The following is a 19,814-nucleotide window of genomic DNA, read 5'->3' on the forward strand; positions in this document are numbered from 1 at the left end:
TTCGAGCTTCTCTCGCCATATCCGCCAGGTTGGGGCGGCAATCTTCTGCGCGGGCTTCTGCATTCCCTGCAGATTGCTTTCGGGGCATTCGGCATGGGCCTGGTTATCGGAACACTTGGCGCCTACGGCAAGCTCTACGGCGGTGCGATTGTGCGCGATCTGACAGAAATCTATACCACGCTGGTCCGTGCGATTCCGGAGCTGGTGCTGATCCTGCTGCTCTACTATGCCGGCACAGACCTGATCAATCGCGTGCTCGAGGGGATGGGGTATCAAAGGGTCGATATTAATGGGCTCGTTGCTGGTATTGTAGTACTCGGCTTTGTTCAAGGCGCCTACGCGACCGAAGTCTTGCGTGGCGCAATCAAATCAATCCCGCAAGGGGAAGTCGAGGCGGCGAGAGCCTATGGCATGTCGCCAACACTGATGATGCGCCGGATCACGCTTCCGGCGATGCTGCCACATGCCTTACCGGGGCTCGCCAATCTCTGGCTCATCTCGACCAAGGATACGGCGCTGCTGGCAGTCGTCGGTTTCAGCGAGCTGACCCTGGAGACACGCCAGGCAGCAGGGGCCACAAAGGCGTACATGCTCTTCTACGTAGCGGCCGGTGCGCTCTATCTGTTCATCACGCTGTTCTCCAACGTCATTCTGGCGAGGGTCGAACAATGGGCGCGGCGCGGCATGCCTTCGGTCAAGGAGGCGCGATAATGACCGGACCGCCCATAGAAGTGCCGATCGAAACCTTCCCGATCCACAAGGAGGCGGATGCGAGCCGCCAGACGCGCAGACTGCCGCCGCATCGTATCGTCCTTATTCTCATTGGACTGGCGCTGCTGGCATCGGCCATCTTTTTCCTGCGCTGGGATTGGCTGCCCAACTACGGCGATTTGATTTTGCAAGGCCTGTGGCGGACGATCTGGATTCTGTGCGTGACAGTTTTTCTCGGCTTCCTCCTGGCGGTTCCGCTGGGGCTGGCGCAAGCAGCAGGCCCCGCCATTCTGGCCATTCCGGCGCGGGCATTTTGTACGGTCATTCGCGGCACTCCGCTCCTCGTTCAACTTTGGCTGCTCTATTACGGTCTCGGTTCGCTATTCCCTCAATATCCGTGGATTCGTGGGTCGGAGCTTTGGCCATATCTGCGACAGGCCTGGCCCTATGCTGTACTAGCACTGACCCTTTCCTATGCGGGTTATGAAGGCGAAGTCATGCGCGGCGCATTCGTGAGCGTTCCCAAGGGACAGCTGGAAGCGGCACGTGCGTTTGGCATGCGGCGGTTTACGATCTTCCGCCGCATCTGGTTGCCGCAGGCTATACACCGCGCCTTACCTACGCTTGCGGGCGAGGCAGTCCTGCAGCTCAAATCAACGCCATTGGTTGCGACGATCACGGTCGTCGATCTTTATTCGGTCGCTTCGCGGGTGCGGCAGGATACCTTTCTTACCTATGAACCACTGTTGCTGCTTGCAGCGGGCTATGTGGTCATCACGGCTATCATCGTGTACCTGTTCCGGCGCCTGGAAACACTTATCCCGTCGAAACTTGGATAAAGGATTTGTGCTGTGGCGCAAATTGTTCGACTTATGTCGCAAGTGTTTGATGCGTGCCGTTGAGCAGATGCGCATAGTGTGGGCAAAAGGAACGCCTCGCAAAGACGAGAAAATGGGATTCATGCTTTCGCCTGGCGTGCGCTGCCGGCGGGCATTATCTATTTTCAACTCCGTTGTGAGGACGAAAGGTGATAATGCGGACAGTCGAAACTTTTCAGCATAAGGTCACAGAGCAAGCCGACATGGGCATAATCTTGTCCGACGGCTGCCGCCTTTCGGCGCGGGTCTGGATGCCCGAAGATGCCGAAGAAAATCCGGTTCCTGCCATTCTTGAGTTCCTTCCCTATCGCAAGCGCGATGGTACAACTGCCCGGGACAATCTCACTCATCCTTACTTTGCCGGCCACGGCTATGCCTGCCTGCGTGTCGACATGCGCGGCAACGGCGATTCCGAAGGCCTGATGGAGGATGAATATTCAGAGCAGGAACTGGCGGATGCCTGCGAAGTGATCGAGTGGATTGCAAAACAGCCGTGGTCAACCGGCAAGGTTGGCATGATGGGCATATCCTGGGGCGGCTTCAATTCACTGCAGGTCTCAGCACTCCAGCCCGAAGCGTTGAAGGCAATCATCACCCTCTGCTCCACCGACGACCGCTATGCCGACGACATCCACTACAAGGGCGGGTTGCTGCTCAATGAGAATCTCGGCTGGGGCGCGACCATGCTGGCCTATTCGTCGCGACCACCGGATCCCGCCCACGTTGGCGAAAAGTGGCGAAAAATGTGGCTTGACCGGCTCGCGAATGAACCATTTCTGCCGGCCGTCTGGCTAAAGCATCAGACGCGCGACGGGTATTGGCAGCGCGGTTCGGTTTGCGAGGATTTTTCCGCGATCAAGGCTGCCACTCTTGCGGTTGGCGGGTGGGGCGATGCCTACAAGAACGCCGTACCGCGGCTGATGCAGGGCATCACCGCGCCGGTAAAGGGTATCATCGGCCCGTGGATGCATAAATATCCGCATTTCGCGGTACCCGAGCCACGCATTGGTTTCCTGCAGGAGGCCCTGCGCTGGTGGGATCGCTGGCTCAAGGATATCGATACGGGCGTCGAGAACGATCCGGCCTATCGCGGTTATTTGATGGATTCGGTTCGTCCAAAGAGCTGGTACACGGAACGTCCTGGCTACTGGATCACGGAAGAACAATGGCCGTCAAAGAATATCGCCACCGAAGTGTTGCATCTTCAGGCTGACAAGTTGCTCTCATCGGAAGCGTCCAGCAATTTTTCCCACCTTGTTGCGTCACCCCAGGATTGCGGCATGATGAGCGGCGAATATTGCGCGATCTGGCTCGGACCGGAAATGCCGGGCGATCAGCGCCGCGACGATGCGCTTTCCGTTTGTTACGATACGGTCCTCGAAAAGCCGATCGATATCGTTGGCGCGCCCGAAATTTCCCTTACGTTGACAAGTAACAGGCCGGTGGCGATGGTCGCGGTACGCCTGTGCGATGTGCACCCGGATGGTGCATCGACACGCATCACCTATGGCGTCCTCAACCTCTGTCACAGGGATGGCCATGATAATGCCCAGCCACTGGTCCCGGGTGAGGCAGTCACGGTTCGGTTCAAGCTCGATGATATTGCCTACAGGATGCCTGCGGGCCACACGCTACGTGTCGCTGTATCGTCATCCTACTGGCCTATGGTCTGGCCATCGCCAGCGCATGTCAGCCTTACAATCCAGTCCGGGCAGATCAGCATTCCCTCGCGCGAAATTGCGGCTGGTGACGAATGGAGTTTTCCGGAGCCGGAAGCCGCGTCGCCATGGGAGATCGAAACCCTGCGGGCGGGGAGCAGTAGCCGTTCCATCGAGCATGACCAGGTCAGTGGCAAGATCGCTCTGCTGATCGAAGACGATTTTGGCGAGGCACGCGACAAGGATCATGGGCTGATCCATGGCGGCGTGGCGCGCGAGCGCTGGGAAATCCATGCAGATGATCCGCTGTCCGCCTATGGCGAAACCCATTGGACCGAGATTTCCGGACGCGACAACTGGCGGATACGTACGGAAACTTTCACGACCATGCGGTCCGACACAGACAATTTCTATCTCACCGGCCGGATCGAGGCCTACGAGAACGACAATGTAGTGTTCGAACGGGACTTTGCCGAAACAATCGCACGCCAATGCATATGAATTCAGCACCCTGCTGAGGAGGGATATTTTACTAGATCAACGGGTTGCACTTCACGGGTATCAAGTCGCATTATCACAAAAACCAGATTTGGACGCGAGGCGTCCAAGGATCAAAAAGGGGAATGGGTATGTCAAAAGAACTCGATTATCTAAGCCGCAAGGTCGCACTTGGACATTTGTCCCGCCGCGATTTTCTTGGCCGTGCCGCTGCTCTGGGCGTCACCACGGTCTTCGCCAATTCCCTATTGTCCAGTGCTGCACTCGCGGAAGGTCCGGTCAAGGGCGGTACGCTGAAAGCCGGTATGACTGGCGGTGCTTCCACGGATAGCCTTGATCCGGCAAGCTGGCAAAGCCAGGTTCCTTACAAGTTCGGCCGGCAATGGGGTGAACAACTGGTTGAAATCCAGCCCGATGGCAAGCTTGAGCCGAAGCTCGCCGAAGAGTGGGGTTCGTCGGACGATGCCAAAATCTGGACGTTCAAGATCCGCAAGGGTGTTCAGTTCCATGACGGCAAGGAGATGACGCCGGACGATGTCGTCGCCACGATGGAACGCCATTCCGATGCGAATTCGAAATCCGGTGCTCTCGGTATCATGGGCGGTATCGCCAATGTGAAGAAGGATGGCGATACCGTTGTCTTCACATTGAAAGAAGCCAATGCCGATCTGCCCTTCCTCATGGATGACTACCATTTGATGATCCAGCCGAATGGCGGCAAGGACAAACCGGCGGCAGGTATCGGTACGGGCCCGTACAAGGTTGTGACCGAAGAGCCGGGCGTGCGCCATATCGGTGAAAAGTTCGCCAATTACTGGAATGGCGACAAGCGTGGCCATGCCGACCAGATCGAAATCATTGTCATCAATGACTCCACCGCCCGTACCGCCGCGCTGCAGTCCGGTCAGGTACACATGATCAATCGCGTTGAGCCGAAGATTGTCGATCTCGTCAAACGCGTTCCGGGAGTTACGATTCAGAACGTTGCGGGCAAAGGCCACTACGTGTTCATTGCTCATTGCAACACCGCACCGTTCGACAACAATGACCTGCGTCTTGCATTGAAATACGCCATGAACCGGGAAGAAATGGTCAAGACGATCCTGCGCGGCTACGGCTCTATCGGTAATGATTTCCCGATCAACAAAGCGTATCCGCTGTTCTCGGACGACGTCGAACAGCGCACCTATGATCCTGACAAGGCTGCCTTCCACTTCAAGAAATCCGGCCACGATGGTCCAGTCCTGCTGCGCACATCAGACGTTGCATTCCCGGGTGCTGTTGACGCCGCACAGCTTTATCAGCAGAGCGCTGCAAAGGCCGGCATTCAGATTGAGGTAAAGCGCGAGCCGGGTGATGGCTATTTCACGGAGGTATGGAACAAGCAGCCGTTCTCCACATCCTATTGGGGAGGACGACCGACCCAGGATCAAATGTACTCGACCGCATATCTCTCGACTGCAGACTGGAATGATACGAAATTCTTCAACGAGAAATTCGACAAGATGCTGATCACGGCACGCGGCGAACTCGATGAAGCCAAGCGCAAGCAGATGTATCGCGACATGGCAATGATCGTCCGCGACGAAGGCGGCGTCATTGTTCCGATGTTCAATGACTTCATCGATGCGACCAGCGCCAAAGTTGGCGGTTGGGTACCGGACGGCAATCAGGAGATGAGCGGCGGCTATGCGCTGTCGCGCTGCTGGTTGAACGCGTAAGCGGTCCGGGCGGATGAGTGCACCTGTCCTGAAACTGGTGGCCCAGCGCATTGCGATGGGCCTCCTTCTCCTCCTTGCGGTCTCTGTGCTGATATTTGTTGGCACGCAGATTTTGCCCGGAGACGTTGCGCAATCCATTCTCGGGCAGTCCGCCACGCCGCAGGCGCTTGAAAACCTGCGGCGTGATCTGGGACTGAACGATCCGGCCTATATCCGCTATCTGCGTTGGCTTGGCGGCATCTTGACCGGAGACCTGGGGACGGCTCTGTCCAGCGGTCAAGATATTGCCACTTCGCTGAAGGGACGGCTGTGGAACACGCTGTTTCTTGCCTCTGCGGCAGCGCTGGTTTCCATACCGCTGGCGATCGGTTTAGGATTGCTGGCGGTGCGCTATCGCAACGGTTTCGTGGACAAGCTCATTTCCGGCCTTGGTCTCGCTTCAACATCCTTGCCGGAGTTTTTCACGGGCTATCTGCTGATCTACTTCGTCGCTGTGCGGCTGCAATGGTTCCCGAGTGTCTCTACGGTTTATGACGACATGCCGCTCGGTGAAAGGCTGAGCGCCATCGCCCTGCCGGTGACGGTACTAACCCTGGTCGTTCTGGCACATATGATGCGTATGACAAGGGCGGCAATCCTCAATGTGATGCAGTCGGCCTACATCGAAACGGCGGAGCTGAAAGGGCTTTCGCCTCTGCAAATCATCACTCGCCACGCATTCCCCAATGCGATCGCTCCGATCGTCAATGTGGTCATGCTCAATCTCGCCTTTCTGGTCGTTGGCGTCGTCGTGGTGGAAGTTATCTTTGTCTACCCCGGCATGGGCCAATATCTGGTCGATCACGTGGCCAAGCGCGACGTTCCCGTCGTACAGGCTTGCGGGCTGGTTTTCGCGGCTGTCTATATCAGCCTCAATATTGTTGCTGACATCGTGGCGATTGTTTCCAATCCCCGCCTCAGACATCCGAAGTGAGGCCGCGCCATGCTGAATGTTAAGAATATTCCCATCAGTGCGTGGATCGGTCTGATTATTACAGCGGTCTTTCTATTCGCGGCGATTTTTGCTCCCTGGGTCGCACCATACTCTGTGGGTGAAACGGTTGGTGACGTCTGGGAACCCATGTCGGCAAAATACTTGCTCGGTACGGATAATCTCGGGCGTGACCTGCTCTCCAGAATGATTTATGGGGCGCGGATCACGATTTTCATTGCGGCGATGGCCACGGCACTCTCCTTCATTCTGGGCTCCGTGCTTGGCTTTGCCGCAGCGGTGATCGGTGGCTGGCTCGATCAGCTGATGTCGCGCTTTGTAGATTTGATCATGGCCATTCCGACGCTGATCTTTGCGCTGGTGGTTCTTTCGGTGCTTCCGGCCAATGTCATCACACTGATACTGGTCATGGGCTTGCTGGATGCTACCCGCGTCTACCGCCTGGCACGGGCGGTCGCCGTCGATATCAACGTTATGGATTTCGTCGAGGCGGCAAAGCTGCGCGGCGAGGGCAAGATTTGGATCATTTTCCGCGAGATCCTTCCCAACGCACTGACTCCGCTGATCGCCGAACTCGGCCTGAGGTTCATCTTCGCCGTGCTTTTCCTTTCGGCACTCTCGTTTCTCGGTCTTGGTGTGCAGCCGCCGGACGCGGACTGGGGTGGCATGGTCAAGGAAAACAAGGAAGGCATCGTCTTTGGCATCCCGGCAGCGCTCATTCCCGCTGCGGCAATTGCCGTCCTCGCGATTTCCGTCAATCTGGTCGCTGACTGGATACTGAACCGTACCACCAGCCTAAAGGGAGGGCGCGGCTAATGGCCAAACGTCCAGTAGACAGATCCGGCCTTCTGCTCGACATTCGCAATTTGCGCATCGAGGCAACCAGCTATCCGCCGGGGGAACCGCCGCGCAACGTTGTCATCGTGGATAATGTGTCGGTCAAGCTCGAACGCGGCAAGGTTCTCGGTCTGATCGGCGAATCCGGCGCAGGCAAATCGACTATCGGTCTTTCGAGCATGTGTTACGGGCGCGGCGGCGTGCGTATCACCGGCGGCGAAGTCGTGCTCAATGGGCGCGATCTCCTCAAAGGCGGCCCTGGCCTTCTGCGTCAGGTTCGTGGACGGGAAGTGTGCTATGTCGCTCAATCCGCGGCGGCAGCGTTCAACCCGGCGCGCAAGCTCATGGACCAGGTGATCGAAGCAGCGCTGCTGCACAAGATCTGTACAAAGGCGCAAGCGGAGAAACGCGCGGTTGGCCTGTTCAAGAAACTGGGTTTGCCTAACCCGGATACGTTCGGTGAGCGCTATCCGCACCAGGTGTCGGGCGGGCAGTTGCAGCGCGCCATGACGGCCATGGCGCTATGTTCCGAACCGGACTTGATCGTGTTTGACGAGCCAACGACGGCGCTGGACGTGACGACGCAAATTGACGTGCTCGCCTCGATCAAGGATGCAATTCGCGATACCAATGTTGCAGCGCTCTATATTACCCACGACCTCGCGGTCGTTGCACAGGTGGCGGACGACATTATCGTGCTGCGACACGGCAAGCAGGTCGAATATGGTCACACGCACCAGATCATCAAGGCGCCACGGCAGGAATACACCAACCAACTCGTCTCGGTGCATCATATTCCGCATGTGGAGAACAACCCGGCTGATGCGCCGATCCTTTCCGTGAAGAATGTCACGGCGGCGTATGGCGGTGGCCTGGTTAGGGTGCTGAAGAATGTCTCGGTGGATATTCACCTCGGCCAGACGCTGGCTGTCGTTGGAGAGTCCGGTTCGGGCAAATCTACGTTGGCCCGCGCGATTACCGGGCTGCTGCCGCCGATGGAGGGGGCGATCACGTTTGACGGGCGGACATTGTCGCCGCGCCTTGCCAACCGTACGCGCAATGATCTGCGCGAATTGCAGATGATCTACCAGATGGCCGACACGGCGATGAACCCGCGCCAGACGATCGGCACCATCATTGGCCGGCCGCTGGAGTTCTATTTTGGCATGAGGGGAAAGCAGCGCGACGCCCGCATCGCCGAACTTCTTGAGAAGATCGAAATGGGTAAGGGGTTTGCCGACCGTTACCCCGCCGAACTTTCGGGTGGGCAGAAGCAGCGTGTCTGCATCGCGCGCGCTTTGGCCGCGAAGCCCAAACTCATCATTTGCGACGAGGTAACCAGTGCGCTCGATCCGCTCGTGGCGGACGGCATTCTCAAACTGCTTCTGGATTTGCAGAAGGATGAGAATGTGGCGTACCTCTTTATCACCCATGATCTCGCTACTGTAAAATCAATCGCAGACTCCATTGCGGTCATGTATCGCGGTGAAGTGGTGCGCTACGGCCCGAAGTCGGAAGTACTGAAGCCGCCATTCGACGATTACACGGACTTGCTACTGTCGTCCGTGCCGGAAATGGAACTTGGCTGGCTGGAGGAAACCATGAAGAACCGGCGCATGGCCAGCGCCGGGAACTAGAGCTGGCCCGGCCAGCGGCCCTGGCCGAGCAGATGCACCGCCGCCGTGATGCGCCGGAAGCTTGCACGGGCGCGCTCGACGCTATGACGAGCGCGCAGATAGGCATGTACGAGACCCGGCTCGTTGTTCCAGATCGCCTTGCCGCCCGCTGCCAGAATCTTGTCCCGATAGTGCCGGCCATCGTCCGACAATGGATCGCATTCGGCGGAGATGATGATGGTGTCCGGCAATCCGCTGAAATCCGTGGCATTTAGGGGGGCAAAACGCGGGTCGGTCGACCAATTGAATCCGCCACCCCTGAGGTTGGCGTAGTAGAGCGTATCACGCGTCGTCAGCATCGGCGCTTCCGCATGGGTCAGGTAAGAACCCTGATCGGCTGCTCCGCCGAGGCCGGGATAAATGAGAACCTGACCAATTGGGGCACGATCGTGAAGGCGCACATGATGCGAAACGGCAGCTGCGAGATTACCCCCGGCGCTATCGCCACAGAGAACAAGGGGCAGATCAGAGGTTGATGCCACATATTCGAAAGCTGCAAGACAATCCCTGAAGGCGGCCGGATGCAAATGTTCGGGCGCGAGCCTGTAATCTACCGAGATGATCCGAAACCCGGTCGCCTCGCAGAACTCTGCGCAAACGTCGTCATGGCTATCGAGCCCACCGACGACGAATCCTCCGCCGTGGAAATAAAGGCAGACAGCTTCCGGATCGCTGTCGCGCTTTTCGTAGATACGGATCGGTATCTTACGGTCACGTGCATCGATAAAACGATCAGCCGACGACACCGATTCCGGATAGCCGGCGAAGAATGCCCGGCACATGGTGTTGTAAACGTCGCGCTGCTGCTCCACCGAAAGATTGACCGCATCGGGCGGATAGAAACTGTTGGTACGTTCTATGAACGCCCAAGTTTCCTCGTCGATTAGAACCGAATAGTCTGTCGTCATTTTCCCTTCCACACCGGGTCACGCTTTTCCGCGAAGGCTCTGAAGCCTTCCTGCCCATCTTCAGAGGCGTAGAGCGTATCCACAGTACGGAATTTGCGCTTGGTAATCCAGTTCATGGCGTCCTGGAAACCCATGCTTTCGGCCTCGCGGGCCACTTCCTTGATAGCGGCGAAAACCAATGGCGGGCCACTTTCCAGCATGCGCGCGATCTCCCAGACCCGCTCCATCAGCTTGTCTTTTGGAAGCACCTCGTTGACCAGGCCCCAGCGGTGCGCCTCGGCAACGTCCATCCAGCGCCCGGTCAGGAGCAAGTCCATGGCGACATGATAAGGGATGCGCTTGGGCAGCTTTACCGTTGCCGCATCGGCGAGGGTTCCGGCGCGGATTTCCGGCAGGGCGAAGCTCGAATGATCGGAGGCATAGATGAGATCGCAGGAGAGGGCGAGTTCGAATCCGCCGCCGACCGCCATGCCATTGACCGCAGCAATTACCGGCTTGTTGAGATCCCGCAGTTCCTGCAAGCCGCCAAAGCCGCCGACGCCGTAGTCGCCGTCGACCGCGTCGCCACCTGCGGCCGCCTTGAGGTCCCAGCCGGCGCAGAAGAACTTGTCGCCTTCGGTCTGGACGATGGCGACACGCAACTCGGGATCGTCGCGGAATTTCCTGAATGTCTCTCCCATCAGCCGGCTTGTCATCAGGTCGATGGCATTGGCCTTCGGCCGATCCAGCGTGACTTCGAGAATACCGCCTTCGCGCCGCGTCCTGATAACCTCAGTCATTTCAGCTCTCCCTTTGTCACCAGCAGCGCATCGGCAATCCAAGCGCCTTGTCCCACGCCACAGACCAGCAGCGGGTTGATATCGAGTTCGGCAATCCTGCCGGTATTGGCCACAGCGAATGCGGCGATGCCCATGATCGCGTCCAGCGCAGCATCAAGATCGGCCTTCTGCTTGCCACGGTAGCCGTCGAGAAGCGGGAACATACGCAGCGCGCGCAGCGCGGCCTCGGTGTCCTCACGGCTCGAAGGCAGGAGCATCGTCGCGGTATCCTGCAACAATTCCACGAGAACGCCGCCTGTGCCAAGTGTCATGACCGGGCCAAACTGCGGGTCGTCGACAATGCCGACGATGAGTTCGGCAATCGCACCTGTTACCATCCGCTCTACATACAAACCGGAACCAAGACCGACTAGATCATCAGCAGCGGATTTGATGGCGGTAGCATCTTTCAGGTTGAGGCGTACTGCGTTGTGCTCGGATTTGTGTGCAATACCCAGCGCCTTGAGCGCGACCGGATAGCCAAGGTGTTCGGCAATCGCGACTGCCTCATCGGAAGTTGTGCAGCGGCGCCCATCGGGAACGGGCAGACCAGCCTTTTTGAGAATGGCCTTGGCTTTCGCTTCGTCGGGTGTATTTGCATCGGCGGTTGGAGCCTGTTCGGCTGCCGCGACCGCAGAACCTAATGGCTTCCTCCATGCCTTGCCAATGACGGCCGCTGCTTCTGCTGCATCGAAAGCTTCGGTAATACCGCAGAGCGGCGCAATGCCTTTTTCCATTAGGCCGGCCATGTATTCTTCCGGGATATTCTCCGGTATCGACGCGACAATGGCCCCTTTGGCCTTGTTGGTTTTCAACGCACTTTCAAAGCCACGAACAGTTGACCACCAATCGACATCCGAGCAACGGTCCTTGCGTGGGAAATCCAGAACAAGATAGCTGAGCGCGAAGCCGCCCGACACCATGGCAGTGAAAGTCTCGGTCAGCGCCGGCTCGTTGTTCCAGATGAAGGTGTGGTAATCCAGCGGGTTGGCGACGGCGACCAGCGGTCCGAGCGTAGACTTCACGCGGGCGCGGTGTTCAGGTGTCAGGGCTGGGAAGGTAACGTCTCGGCCCTCGGCGCTGTCGGCCATAACCGAAGCTTCGCCACCGGAACAGCTCATCGAACACAGCGTGTTTCCGTCGAGCGGCCCGTGCACATGCAAAAGCTTCAACGTCTCGAGAAAAGAGGCGATTGAGTTGACGCGCGCAATGCCGAGGCGTCTCAGGAACGCGTCGGATGCAGCATCCGATCCCGCTAGCGACGCCGTATGCGAAACGGTCGCCGCCCGGGCCTGTGCCGAACGCCCGACCTTCATGGCAACGACAGGCTTGCCGAGTTCGCGGGCGCGTTTCGCCAAAGCCTCGAACTTCGCGGCTGATTGAAAGGCCTCGATGTGAAGCCCCAATGCGGTCACACGCTCGTCCTCGAGCAGCGCGATGGCCATGTCCGGCAGGCCGGTTTGCGCCTGATTGCCGGCGGTCATCACATGGGCAATGGGCAAACCACGCGTCTGCATCGTCATGTTGATGGCAATGTTGGAAGATTGCGTGATGATGGCGACGCCGCGCTCATCTGGGCCAAGGCGACGTCCGCCATGCTGGTCGGGCCAGAGGAGGGCGCCATCGCAATAGTTGATCAGGCCGTAGCAGTTCGGTCCGATGATAGGCATGTCGCCAGCGGCTTCCACAAGCTCTTCCTGCAGGCGCGCGCCATCCGCGTCATCGGCATCGGCCTCCAGAAAGCCGGAGGCGTAGCATACGGCAACACCAGCGCCAGCTTCACGCAGTTCCCGAACAATGCCGAGCGTCAGAAAGCGATTGACGCCGACAAAGGCCGCATCGGGACTGCCGGGCAGATCGGCGACGGAGCGGTAAACCTTCAGGCCCAGTATTTCGTCATGTTTGGGATGCACCGGCCAGATTTCGCCGGCAAAACCCATTTTCTGGGATTGCTTGATGACTTCGGTGGCCTGAAGACCACCGAAGACAGCTATGGTTTTCGGTCGTAGCAGACGATCGAGTTTATGCGATGCCATCGAATGCTCCGTCACGCGCCGTGCGGGCGGAGCAGGGCGCGGGAAATAATGTGCCGCTGGATTTCGGATGTGCCTTCCCAGATGCGCTCGACACGGGCGTCGCGCCAGATGCGCTCGAGCGGCAGATCGTCCATCAGCCCCATGCCGCCGTGAATCTGGATCGCCTCGTCGGCGACGAAGGCCAGCATCTCGGTCGCCTTGAGCTTGGCCATCGCCATGTCCTGATCAGTCACCGTGCCCTGGTCGAATTTCCAGCCCGCCTCGAAGGTAAGCAGATCCGCGGCTTTCAATTCCGTCGCCATATCCGCCAGTTTGAAGGATACGCCCTGGAATTTGCCGATCTGCTGGCCGAACTGCTGGCGGTGGGCCGCATATTCGATGGCGTGGCCAAGCGCCCGCTCGGCGCGGCCAAGGCATGTCGCTGCCACCTGCAGGCGTGTTGCGCCGAGCCAGGTGTTGGCGACTTCGAAACCCTTGTGCACTTCGCCAAGGATCGCATCCTGCGGCAGACGGCAATCGTCGAACTCGATGATGGCATTGGTATAGCCGCGATGCGAGACGTTGCGATAACCTTCGCGAATGGTCATGCCGGGATGGCCTTTATCGACGAAGAAGGCAGTGATCTTCTTTTTCTTGCCGCGCGGCGTGTCCTCTTCGCCGGAGGCGACGAAGAGGATGACGAAATCCGCTTCAAGCGCGTGGCTGATGAAGTGCTTCGTACCGTTGACGACCCAGTCGCCACCCTTTTCGACGGCTGTCGCCTTCATGCCGCGCAGGTCGGAACCGGCACCCGGTTCCGTCATGGCCAGGCAATCGGACTTTTCACCGCGGATGCACGGAAAAAGGTACTTTTCCTTCTGCGCATCGGTACCCGCAAGCAAGATGTTCGACGGACGACCGACACAGGTCCAGTGCAGCGCATAATTGGCGCGGCCCAGCTCCTTTTCATAGAGCAGCCATGTCACCGTATCGAGACCTGCTCCGCCTACGGATTCCGGCATGTTTGCTGCATAAAGCCCAGCCTCCATAGCCTTCTGCTTCAGTTCCTCGGCAAGTTCCTTGCGCAAGATACCCGTGCGCTCAACTTCCGCTTCGTGCGGGTAGAGTTCGTTCTCGACAAAGGCACGGGTCGTATCGACGATCAGCCTTTGCTCCTCCGAAAGACCGAATTCCATGGCGTTAGCCTTTCTTTTTCTTGGGCTTGCTGGTTTTTGCCTTCTCAGCAGCTTTGGATATGGCTGGCTTCTGTGCCAGCTTCGACAGGCGCTTGGTGTAGTCCTTGTAGAGCGCGCCAGCGCCCCAGCCCTTGCCCTTGTTCTGGCGGGAGAGGGCTTCCATAATGGCAACCAGATTGTCATCGCGGATGCGCTCGAGTTCACGAATGGACAGGCCATGCGCCTGTTCGTCGGACTGGTTGGCGATCTTGTCGACCAATTCTTCGGTTAGTTCCGGCACGTCCATCAGCTTGGTCCAGGGCCAAGACAGGCACGGGCCGAACTGGGCAATGAAGTGACGCATGCCTGCTTCGCCACCGGCGACGCGATAGACCTGGAACATGCCCATTTGCGCCCAGCGAATGCCGAACGAATAGCGCATGATGTCGTCGAGTTCTTCGACGGTGGTGATGTCGTCCTTGATCAGCCAAAGCGCCTCGCGCCAGACCGCTTCAAGCAGACGGTCACCGACAAAGGCTTCGATTTCCTTGCGGATCACCACTGGCTTCATGCCGATTGAGGCATAGAGTTCGCGGGCTTTTTCAAGAGCTTCCGGCGATGTCAGTTTGCCACCGACGATTTCGACCAGCGGCAACAGATAGACAGGGTTATAAGGATGGCCGACGACCAGCCGCTCCGGATGTTTCATGGCTGTCTGCATGTCGGAGGGCAGGATGCCGGATGTCGATGAACCGATGATCGCGTCGACCGCGGCGTGCCTGTCGATTTCCGCCAGAACCTTGTGCTTCAGGTCGAGCCGTTCCGGCACGCTTTCCTGGATGAAGTCGGCGCCGGCAACGGCCTCTTGAATAGACTTGGCGAAGGTCAGCTTGCCTTCCTTAGGCAATCCATCCGGCAGCATGGTCTTATAGGCGCGGCGAGAATTCTTCATCACCTCGCTGACTTTGCGCTCTGCTTCCGGATCAGGATCGAAGATCGAGACATCTACGCCGTTGAGAAGAAGGCGCGCTACCCAACCCGCACCGATAACACCGCCGCCGACAGCTGCGGCCTTGCGAATACCTGCCATAATCTCACCAGCCCTTTGTCAATTTCATGCGCTCGCGGACTTCTTGGGGCCCGAGAATTTTTGCACCCATGCCTTCGGCGACTTTCACCGCCCGCTCAACCAATGGGCCGTTTGTGGCGAGAACGCCCTTGTCGAGCCAGATATTGTCTTCGAGACCGACACGGATATTGCCGCCCGCCAGCATTGCCATGGCTGCATAGGGCATCTGGTTGCGGCCGATCGAGAAAGCCGAGAACGTCCAGTTGGATGGCAGGTTGTTGGTTAGCGCCAGCAGTGTGCCGATATCGTCTGGCGCACCCCAGGGAATACCCATGCAGAGTTGCACCATGACCGGATCGTCCAGCAGTTTCTGGTCGTAGAGCCACTTGGCAAGAAGCAGATGGCCTGTGTCGAAGATTTCGACTTCCGGACGCACGCCCAGCGCCTGGATCTGAGCCGCCATTGCTTTCAGCATCGCCGGCGTGTTGGTCATGACATAGTCACCTTCGCCGAAGTTCATCGTGCCGCAGTCGAGCGTGCAGATTTCCGGGCGAAGTTTTGCAACATGCTCCAGACGTTCGGTGGCGCCGGCCATATCCGTGCCATTGGGCGAGGGCGGCATTGGCTGTTCAACGCTGCCGAGGGTAAGGTCGCCGCCCATGCCGGCGGTGAGGTTCAGGACCATGTCAACGCCGGACGCCTTGATGTGCTCGACGACTTCCGTATAGAGCGCGATATCGCGCGAACCCTTGCCGGTTTTTGGATCGCGGACGTGAATATGCGCGATGGCGGCGCCGGCATTTGCGGCAGCGATACATTCATCGGCGATCTGGCGTGGAGTGACCGGAACCTTGTCCGAACGGCTCGTCGTGTCGCCCGCGCCTGTCACTGCGCAGGTGATGAATACTTCGCGATTTGGGGTAAGTCCCATAGCTGTGCTCCCATTATTTTGGTTGTCGTGATCATGCCCCGATTGCCAAGAGATGCTTTGCAATATACGAATTGAAATTGATGAATAGCGAAACATCGCCACTCTTTTTGCCGAACACCAAGACGCTGGACGTGACCGTTCTCGTCTTCAGTGGCGCTTCGCTTATGTGTGTGGCCTCGACAATCGACCCGATGCGCGCCGCGAATCGCGTTTCGGGTAGCAATCTCTTCAAATGGCGGATCGTCTCCCTCGATGGAGAATCGACAATGACCACTTGTGGCTTGCCGATCGCGGTTTCCGGCTCATTCAATACATCAGAAAAGGGCGATATGCTTTTGGTTATCGGTGGTTTTGGTACGTCCGATATTGCGCGTACTACCTTCACTGCCAATCTCCGCCGGGCCGTTCACAATTACCAGATGATTGGCGGTATCGAGGCCGGTTCCTGGCTGCTTGGCCGGGCCGGGTTGCTATCGGGGCGCAAGGCGACCACCCACTGGGAAGACATGGAGGAGTTCACGGCCGAGTTCCCGGATGCGGATATCCGGCCGGATCGCTACGTCATCGACGGCCCGGTGTTCACCAGCGGCGGGGCTTCGCCGACCTTCGATCTGATGCTCCATCTGATCCGTTCGCGCTATGGCATGTCGGTGGCGCTCGATGTGGCAAGCGTATTCATCTATGACGAGGCGCATGCGTCAAATGATGCGCAACCACTGGTTTCGCTCGGACGGCTGGACGATGTGCACCCGAAACTGGCGGGGGCCATCCGGTTGATGGAAAGCCATATAGAGTCGCCGCTAACCATCGGTGCAATTGCGAAGCGGTGCGGTCTGAGCGCCCGAAGTCTGGAAAAGATATTCTCAAAAGCTGTCGGCGAGGGGCCGGGGCGCTATTATCTGCGCCTGCGGCTGAAGATGGCGCGGCGGCTGATCACCGATACGAAATCGCCGCTTGCTGATATCGCCGCGCGAACCGGGTTTTCATCCGCAGCGGCCTTCACCCGGACCTTCCGGAGCTTCGAGGGCAAGCCGCCCAGTGCTTTCCGCCCTGTTCATTGAGAGTCGCTTTTGACAAAGCAGCACTATGCTCCTTCATGTTTCAACCCGCGATCAAATAACCGCGCCGCCCAGCTAGGAGCCCAGAATGTCAGCCGAAAATTTACAAGGTCAACTGCACCGATCCGCGCCGATTGCCATGGAAAAGGAGTGGATCGACTATAATGGTCATCTCAACATGGCCTATTACAACGTTGTGTTCGATCGGGGTGGTGACGAGTTCCTTGCAGAACTCGGCTTTGGGCCGAAATATGCCGCCGCGCGCAAACTGACAATCTACACCGCTGAGGTGCATATCTGTTACGTGCAGGAAATTCATCTCGACCATATCGTTACTGTCACCAGTCAGTTGATCGATTTCGATGCCAAACGCCTGCATACCTATAACGAGATCGTGCACAAGGATGGCTGGATCGCTGCCACGGCGGAGGTCCTGTCACTCCACGTTGACATGAGCGGACCCAAGGTCGTGCCGTTTCCCGGTGATATTCTGCCAACGCTTGAGTTCTACAAGCAAGCCCATTCCAGGCTTCCCATGCCTGCACGTGTTGGCCGGTCAATAGGTATCAAGAAGAAGTAGTTGCGCCGAACTGTTCGACGAGCCAGCGTTCGAATTGCCGGATTCGGGCTTCGCCCACGCGTTCCTTCCGGCAGATCATGTACCATGCGCCGGGCTGGGGGACTTTGAGCGGGAAGGGTGCAACGAGCCGCCCCGCTTTCAGATCGTCGGCCACCAGGAAGTCGGGAGCGACGGCCAGTCCCTGGCCATCGAGGGCTGATTGCAGGGCAGCAAGATAAGTATCGAACTTTAGCGTTACCGCCTGGCCTGTATCGGCCAATCCCGCAGCCTCCAGCCATGTGCCCCAATCTTCCGGCGCCGTGTATAGCGCGAGGCGCGGGACCTTGTTCAGGGCTTTTACCCCGGAACCACCATCCATACGCGCAGCCACCTGCGGGCTGCAAACGGGACACATCTCTGCCTTGACCAGCAGCCGGTAATGCAGGTTCATCCGCTCCGGTCGCGTTGTGTGGATGATGCCGATGTCTGAACTGTCGATATTGAGTTCCCAATCGAGCTGGCTGGTGCCGATGCGAATGGCGAGATTGGGATTGAACTTGCGAAAATCGGTCAGGCGCGGAATGAGCCAGCGAATGGCGAAGGTTGCATAGGTTTCAAGCGCCAAATCGTCCGTCGTGCCGATCCGATTGATCAATGCCGTACCGCGCGCGATCTTTTCGAAGGCATCGCGCATATAGGGGTAGTAGAGAGTGCCCGCATCTGTCAGCGATACGCCGCGCGGCAGACGCTCGAACAGTTTGACGCCCAGGATCGTTTCAAGCTCGGCAATGCGATGGCTGATGGCGGATTGCGTCACGCCGAGTTCGTCGCCAGCGAGCCGGAAACTCAACAGCCGCGCCGATGCCTCGAATGCCCGCAACGAGCCGAGCGGCGGTATTCGAGGCTTTGACATCATGGCTTCAGAACCTCGAAAAAGGATGCGTGAATATAATTCATGTCTTTATGAGTAACGATCGCTTGAACGGCGCGCAATGCGGAATCATTCTAATCTGCGACGCGTCTTAGAAACAATAAGCGTCCGGGAACAATCTTTTTCGGAGAATGACATGGGTGCAGAACAGGCATTTGCAGAAATTGCACCGGCTCTGGACACGATCGATCAATTAATTGCGGAGCATCGGCCAGGGCATGGGCTGGTCCGTGCCTTCTACATGGATCCGGATGTTTATGCCCGCGATATGGAGCGGGTGTTCCGCCGGCATTGGCACTGCATCGGTCATGCGAGCATCATTCCCGATGCCGGGGATTTCGAACTGTTCAAGATCGACTCCGAAGCGGTTATCGTTTCGCGCAACGAGGACGGGTCGATCCATGCTTTCCTCAATGTCTGCCGCCATCGCGGCGCAGAAGTCTGCACCAAGCCGAAAGGCAATGCGCGCTTCTTCGTCTGCCCCTATCATGCCTGGACCTATGCCAATGATGGCAGCCTGCGTGCAGCGCGGTTGATGCCCAAGGATTTCGACCGCAGTGCGCATGGCCTGAAGAAACTGCATGTGCGCGTGGCGGAAGGGCTGATCTTCATCTGCTTTGCCGACGAACCGCTGGATTTCTCGATCATCGAGCAGTCGCTTCGCACCACCTGCGGTCAATATGGCTGGGCGGACGCCAAGGTTGCGCACCGCGAAACCTATCCCGTCGACGCCAACTGGAAGCTTGCCGTCGAAAACTACGTGGAATGCTATCATTGCGGCCCGGCCCATCCGGAATATTCCCAGACACATGCGCTGGAACAGCCCGCCGAAAAGATCGTCGAACTCAATGCGCGCATGGAGCAGCGCACCTGCGCTCTTGGTATTGATATCGCCACGGGCGACAATTGGCAGAATTCCGCGCATGGCCAGGAGGCGATCCACACCTTCCGCTATGCACTCTATGACGGCGTATCGAGCGGCAGCGAGGATGGCTCGCCGGTCGGCCCGTTGATGGGAAGGTTTTCGGAGTTCGATGGCGGCGTTACTTCCATTCACCTGGGCGGTACGAGTTTCCTCGTCTGCTACCCGGACCACGGCATGATCTACCGCTTCATTCCAAAAACCGTCGATACCTGCGAGATGGAACTGATCTGGCTGGTGCGCGGCGATGCGGAAGAGGGCAAGGATTATGACCTCAAAAAGCTGACCTGGCTGTGGAAGGTGACAACTGCGGAAGACAAGACGATCATCGAACACACGGCGCGCGGTGTTCGCTCGCACTACTTTGTGCCGGGACCGATTGCGCCGATGGAATATAACGAATTGCGGTACATCCAGTGGTACCTCGATGAAATCGGACGGGCCTGATCCTGCCAGTC

17 protein-coding genes are annotated in these 19,814 nt (G+C 58.1%); 10 read left to right on the top strand and 7 right to left on the bottom strand.

Translation table 11 applies throughout. The features are described 5' to 3' along the window. Positions 1-45: 45 nt before the first annotated feature. The 7 genes from BLM14_RS08090 to BLM14_RS08120 all read left to right on the top strand — a co-directional run bounded on the left by BLM14_RS08090 (position 46) and on the right by BLM14_RS08120 (position 8,931). A complete protein-coding gene (locus BLM14_RS08090; protein ID WP_162293194.1) occupies positions 46-711 on the top strand; it encodes an ABC transporter permease in 666 nt (221 codons plus the stop codon). Then, entirely contained in the window at positions 711-1,550 is an 840-nt protein-coding gene (locus tag BLM14_RS08095) for an ABC transporter permease (protein WP_162293143.1), read from the top strand. The genes BLM14_RS08090 and BLM14_RS08095 overlap by 1 nt, the downstream gene beginning before the upstream one ends. A 194-nt stretch (positions 1,551-1,744) precedes the next feature. Then, a complete protein-coding gene (locus BLM14_RS08100; RefSeq protein ID WP_099998904.1) occupies positions 1,745-3,748 on the top strand; it encodes a CocE/NonD family hydrolase in 2,004 nt (667 codons plus the stop codon). A gap of 128 nt (positions 3,749-3,876) precedes the next feature. Then, positions 3,877-5,466 (top strand): ABC transporter substrate-binding protein, encoded by a 1,590-nt coding sequence (locus BLM14_RS08105; protein WP_100001102.1) that lies wholly within the window; start codon positions 3,877-3,879, stop codon positions 5,464-5,466. A 13-nt stretch (positions 5,467-5,479) separates the two neighbouring features. Further along, a complete protein-coding gene (locus tag BLM14_RS08110) occupies positions 5,480-6,439 on the top strand; it encodes an ABC transporter permease (protein WP_099998905.1) in 960 nt (319 codons plus the stop codon). Positions 6,440-6,448: 9 nt separating this feature from the next. Beyond that, the gene (locus BLM14_RS08115) at positions 6,449-7,273 is read left to right on the top strand and encodes an ABC transporter permease (RefSeq protein ID WP_099998906.1); all 825 of its coding nucleotides are present in this window, start codon (positions 6,449-6,451) and stop codon (positions 7,271-7,273) included. Continuing rightward, positions 7,273-8,931 carry an ABC transporter ATP-binding protein gene (locus tag BLM14_RS08120; RefSeq protein WP_099998907.1) on the top strand — a complete coding sequence of 553 codons (1,659 nt, stop codon included), beginning with the start codon at positions 7,273-7,275 and terminating at the stop codon, positions 8,929-8,931. The genes BLM14_RS08115 and BLM14_RS08120 overlap by 1 nt, the downstream gene beginning before the upstream one ends. On the opposite strand, the gene BLM14_RS08125 is transcribed toward BLM14_RS08120, so the two are convergent. Genes BLM14_RS08125 through BLM14_RS08150 form a run of 6 tightly spaced genes read right to left on the bottom strand, consistent with a single transcriptional unit; the run spans position 8,928 to position 15,886 of the window. Next, the gene (locus BLM14_RS08125) at positions 8,928-9,878 is read right to left on the bottom strand and encodes an alpha/beta hydrolase (protein WP_099998908.1); all 951 of its coding nucleotides are present in this window, start codon (positions 9,876-9,878) and stop codon (positions 8,928-8,930) included. The genes BLM14_RS08120 and BLM14_RS08125 overlap by 4 nt on opposite strands. Then, positions 9,875-10,657: a carnitinyl-CoA dehydratase gene (locus BLM14_RS08130; protein ID WP_099998909.1), complete on the bottom strand. Its 783-nt coding sequence runs from the start codon at positions 10,655-10,657 to the stop codon at positions 9,875-9,877. The genes BLM14_RS08125 and BLM14_RS08130 overlap by 4 nt, the downstream gene beginning before the upstream one ends. After that, entirely contained in the window at positions 10,654-12,732 is a 2,079-nt protein-coding gene (locus BLM14_RS08135) for an acetate--CoA ligase family protein (RefSeq protein ID WP_099998910.1), read from the bottom strand. Before BLM14_RS08135 ends, BLM14_RS08130 begins: the two co-directional genes overlap by 4 nt. An 11-nt stretch (positions 12,733-12,743) precedes the next feature. Further along, positions 12,744-13,907 (bottom strand): acyl-CoA dehydrogenase family protein, encoded by a 1,164-nt coding sequence (locus tag BLM14_RS08140; RefSeq protein WP_099998911.1) that lies wholly within the window; start codon positions 13,905-13,907, stop codon positions 12,744-12,746. Between the two features lie 4 nt (positions 13,908-13,911). Then, positions 13,912-14,976: a carnitine 3-dehydrogenase gene (locus BLM14_RS08145; protein ID WP_099998912.1), complete on the bottom strand. Its 1,065-nt coding sequence runs from the start codon at positions 14,974-14,976 to the stop codon at positions 13,912-13,914. 4 nt (positions 14,977-14,980) lie between these two features. Further along, positions 14,981-15,886 carry a beta-keto acid cleavage family enzyme gene (locus tag BLM14_RS08150; protein WP_099998913.1) on the bottom strand — a complete coding sequence of 302 codons (906 nt, stop codon included), beginning with the start codon at positions 15,884-15,886 and terminating at the stop codon, positions 14,981-14,983. 77 nt (positions 15,887-15,963) lie between these two features. On the opposite strand from BLM14_RS08150, the gene BLM14_RS08155 reads away from it, so the two are divergent. Further along, the gene (locus tag BLM14_RS08155) at positions 15,964-16,947 is read left to right on the top strand and encodes a GlxA family transcriptional regulator (RefSeq protein WP_418314208.1); all 984 of its coding nucleotides are present in this window, start codon (positions 15,964-15,966) and stop codon (positions 16,945-16,947) included. An 85-nt stretch (positions 16,948-17,032) separates the two neighbouring features. After that, complete coding sequence (locus tag BLM14_RS08160) at positions 17,033-17,524, top strand: thioesterase family protein (RefSeq protein ID WP_099998915.1); 492 nt, start codon at positions 17,033-17,035, stop codon at positions 17,522-17,524. On the opposite strand, the gene BLM14_RS08165 is transcribed toward BLM14_RS08160, so the two are convergent. Further along, positions 17,511-18,416, bottom strand: coding sequence for a LysR substrate-binding domain-containing protein (locus tag BLM14_RS08165; RefSeq protein ID WP_162293144.1), 906 nt, complete (start codon positions 18,414-18,416; stop codon positions 17,511-17,513). The genes BLM14_RS08160 and BLM14_RS08165 overlap by 14 nt on opposite strands. 154 nt (positions 18,417-18,570) lie before the next feature. Here BLM14_RS08165 and BLM14_RS08170 point away from each other — a divergent pair, with 154 nt between their 5' ends. Next, on the top strand, positions 18,571-19,803 hold the full coding sequence (locus BLM14_RS08170; RefSeq protein ID WP_099998917.1) for an aromatic ring-hydroxylating oxygenase subunit alpha: 1,233 nt from the start codon (positions 18,571-18,573) through the stop codon (positions 19,801-19,803). Positions 19,804-19,814: the final 11 nt, after the last annotated feature.

It is taken from the genome of Phyllobacterium zundukense (assembly GCF_002764115.1).
Taxonomy (GTDB): domain Bacteria; phylum Pseudomonadota; class Alphaproteobacteria; order Rhizobiales; family Rhizobiaceae; genus Phyllobacterium; species Phyllobacterium zundukense.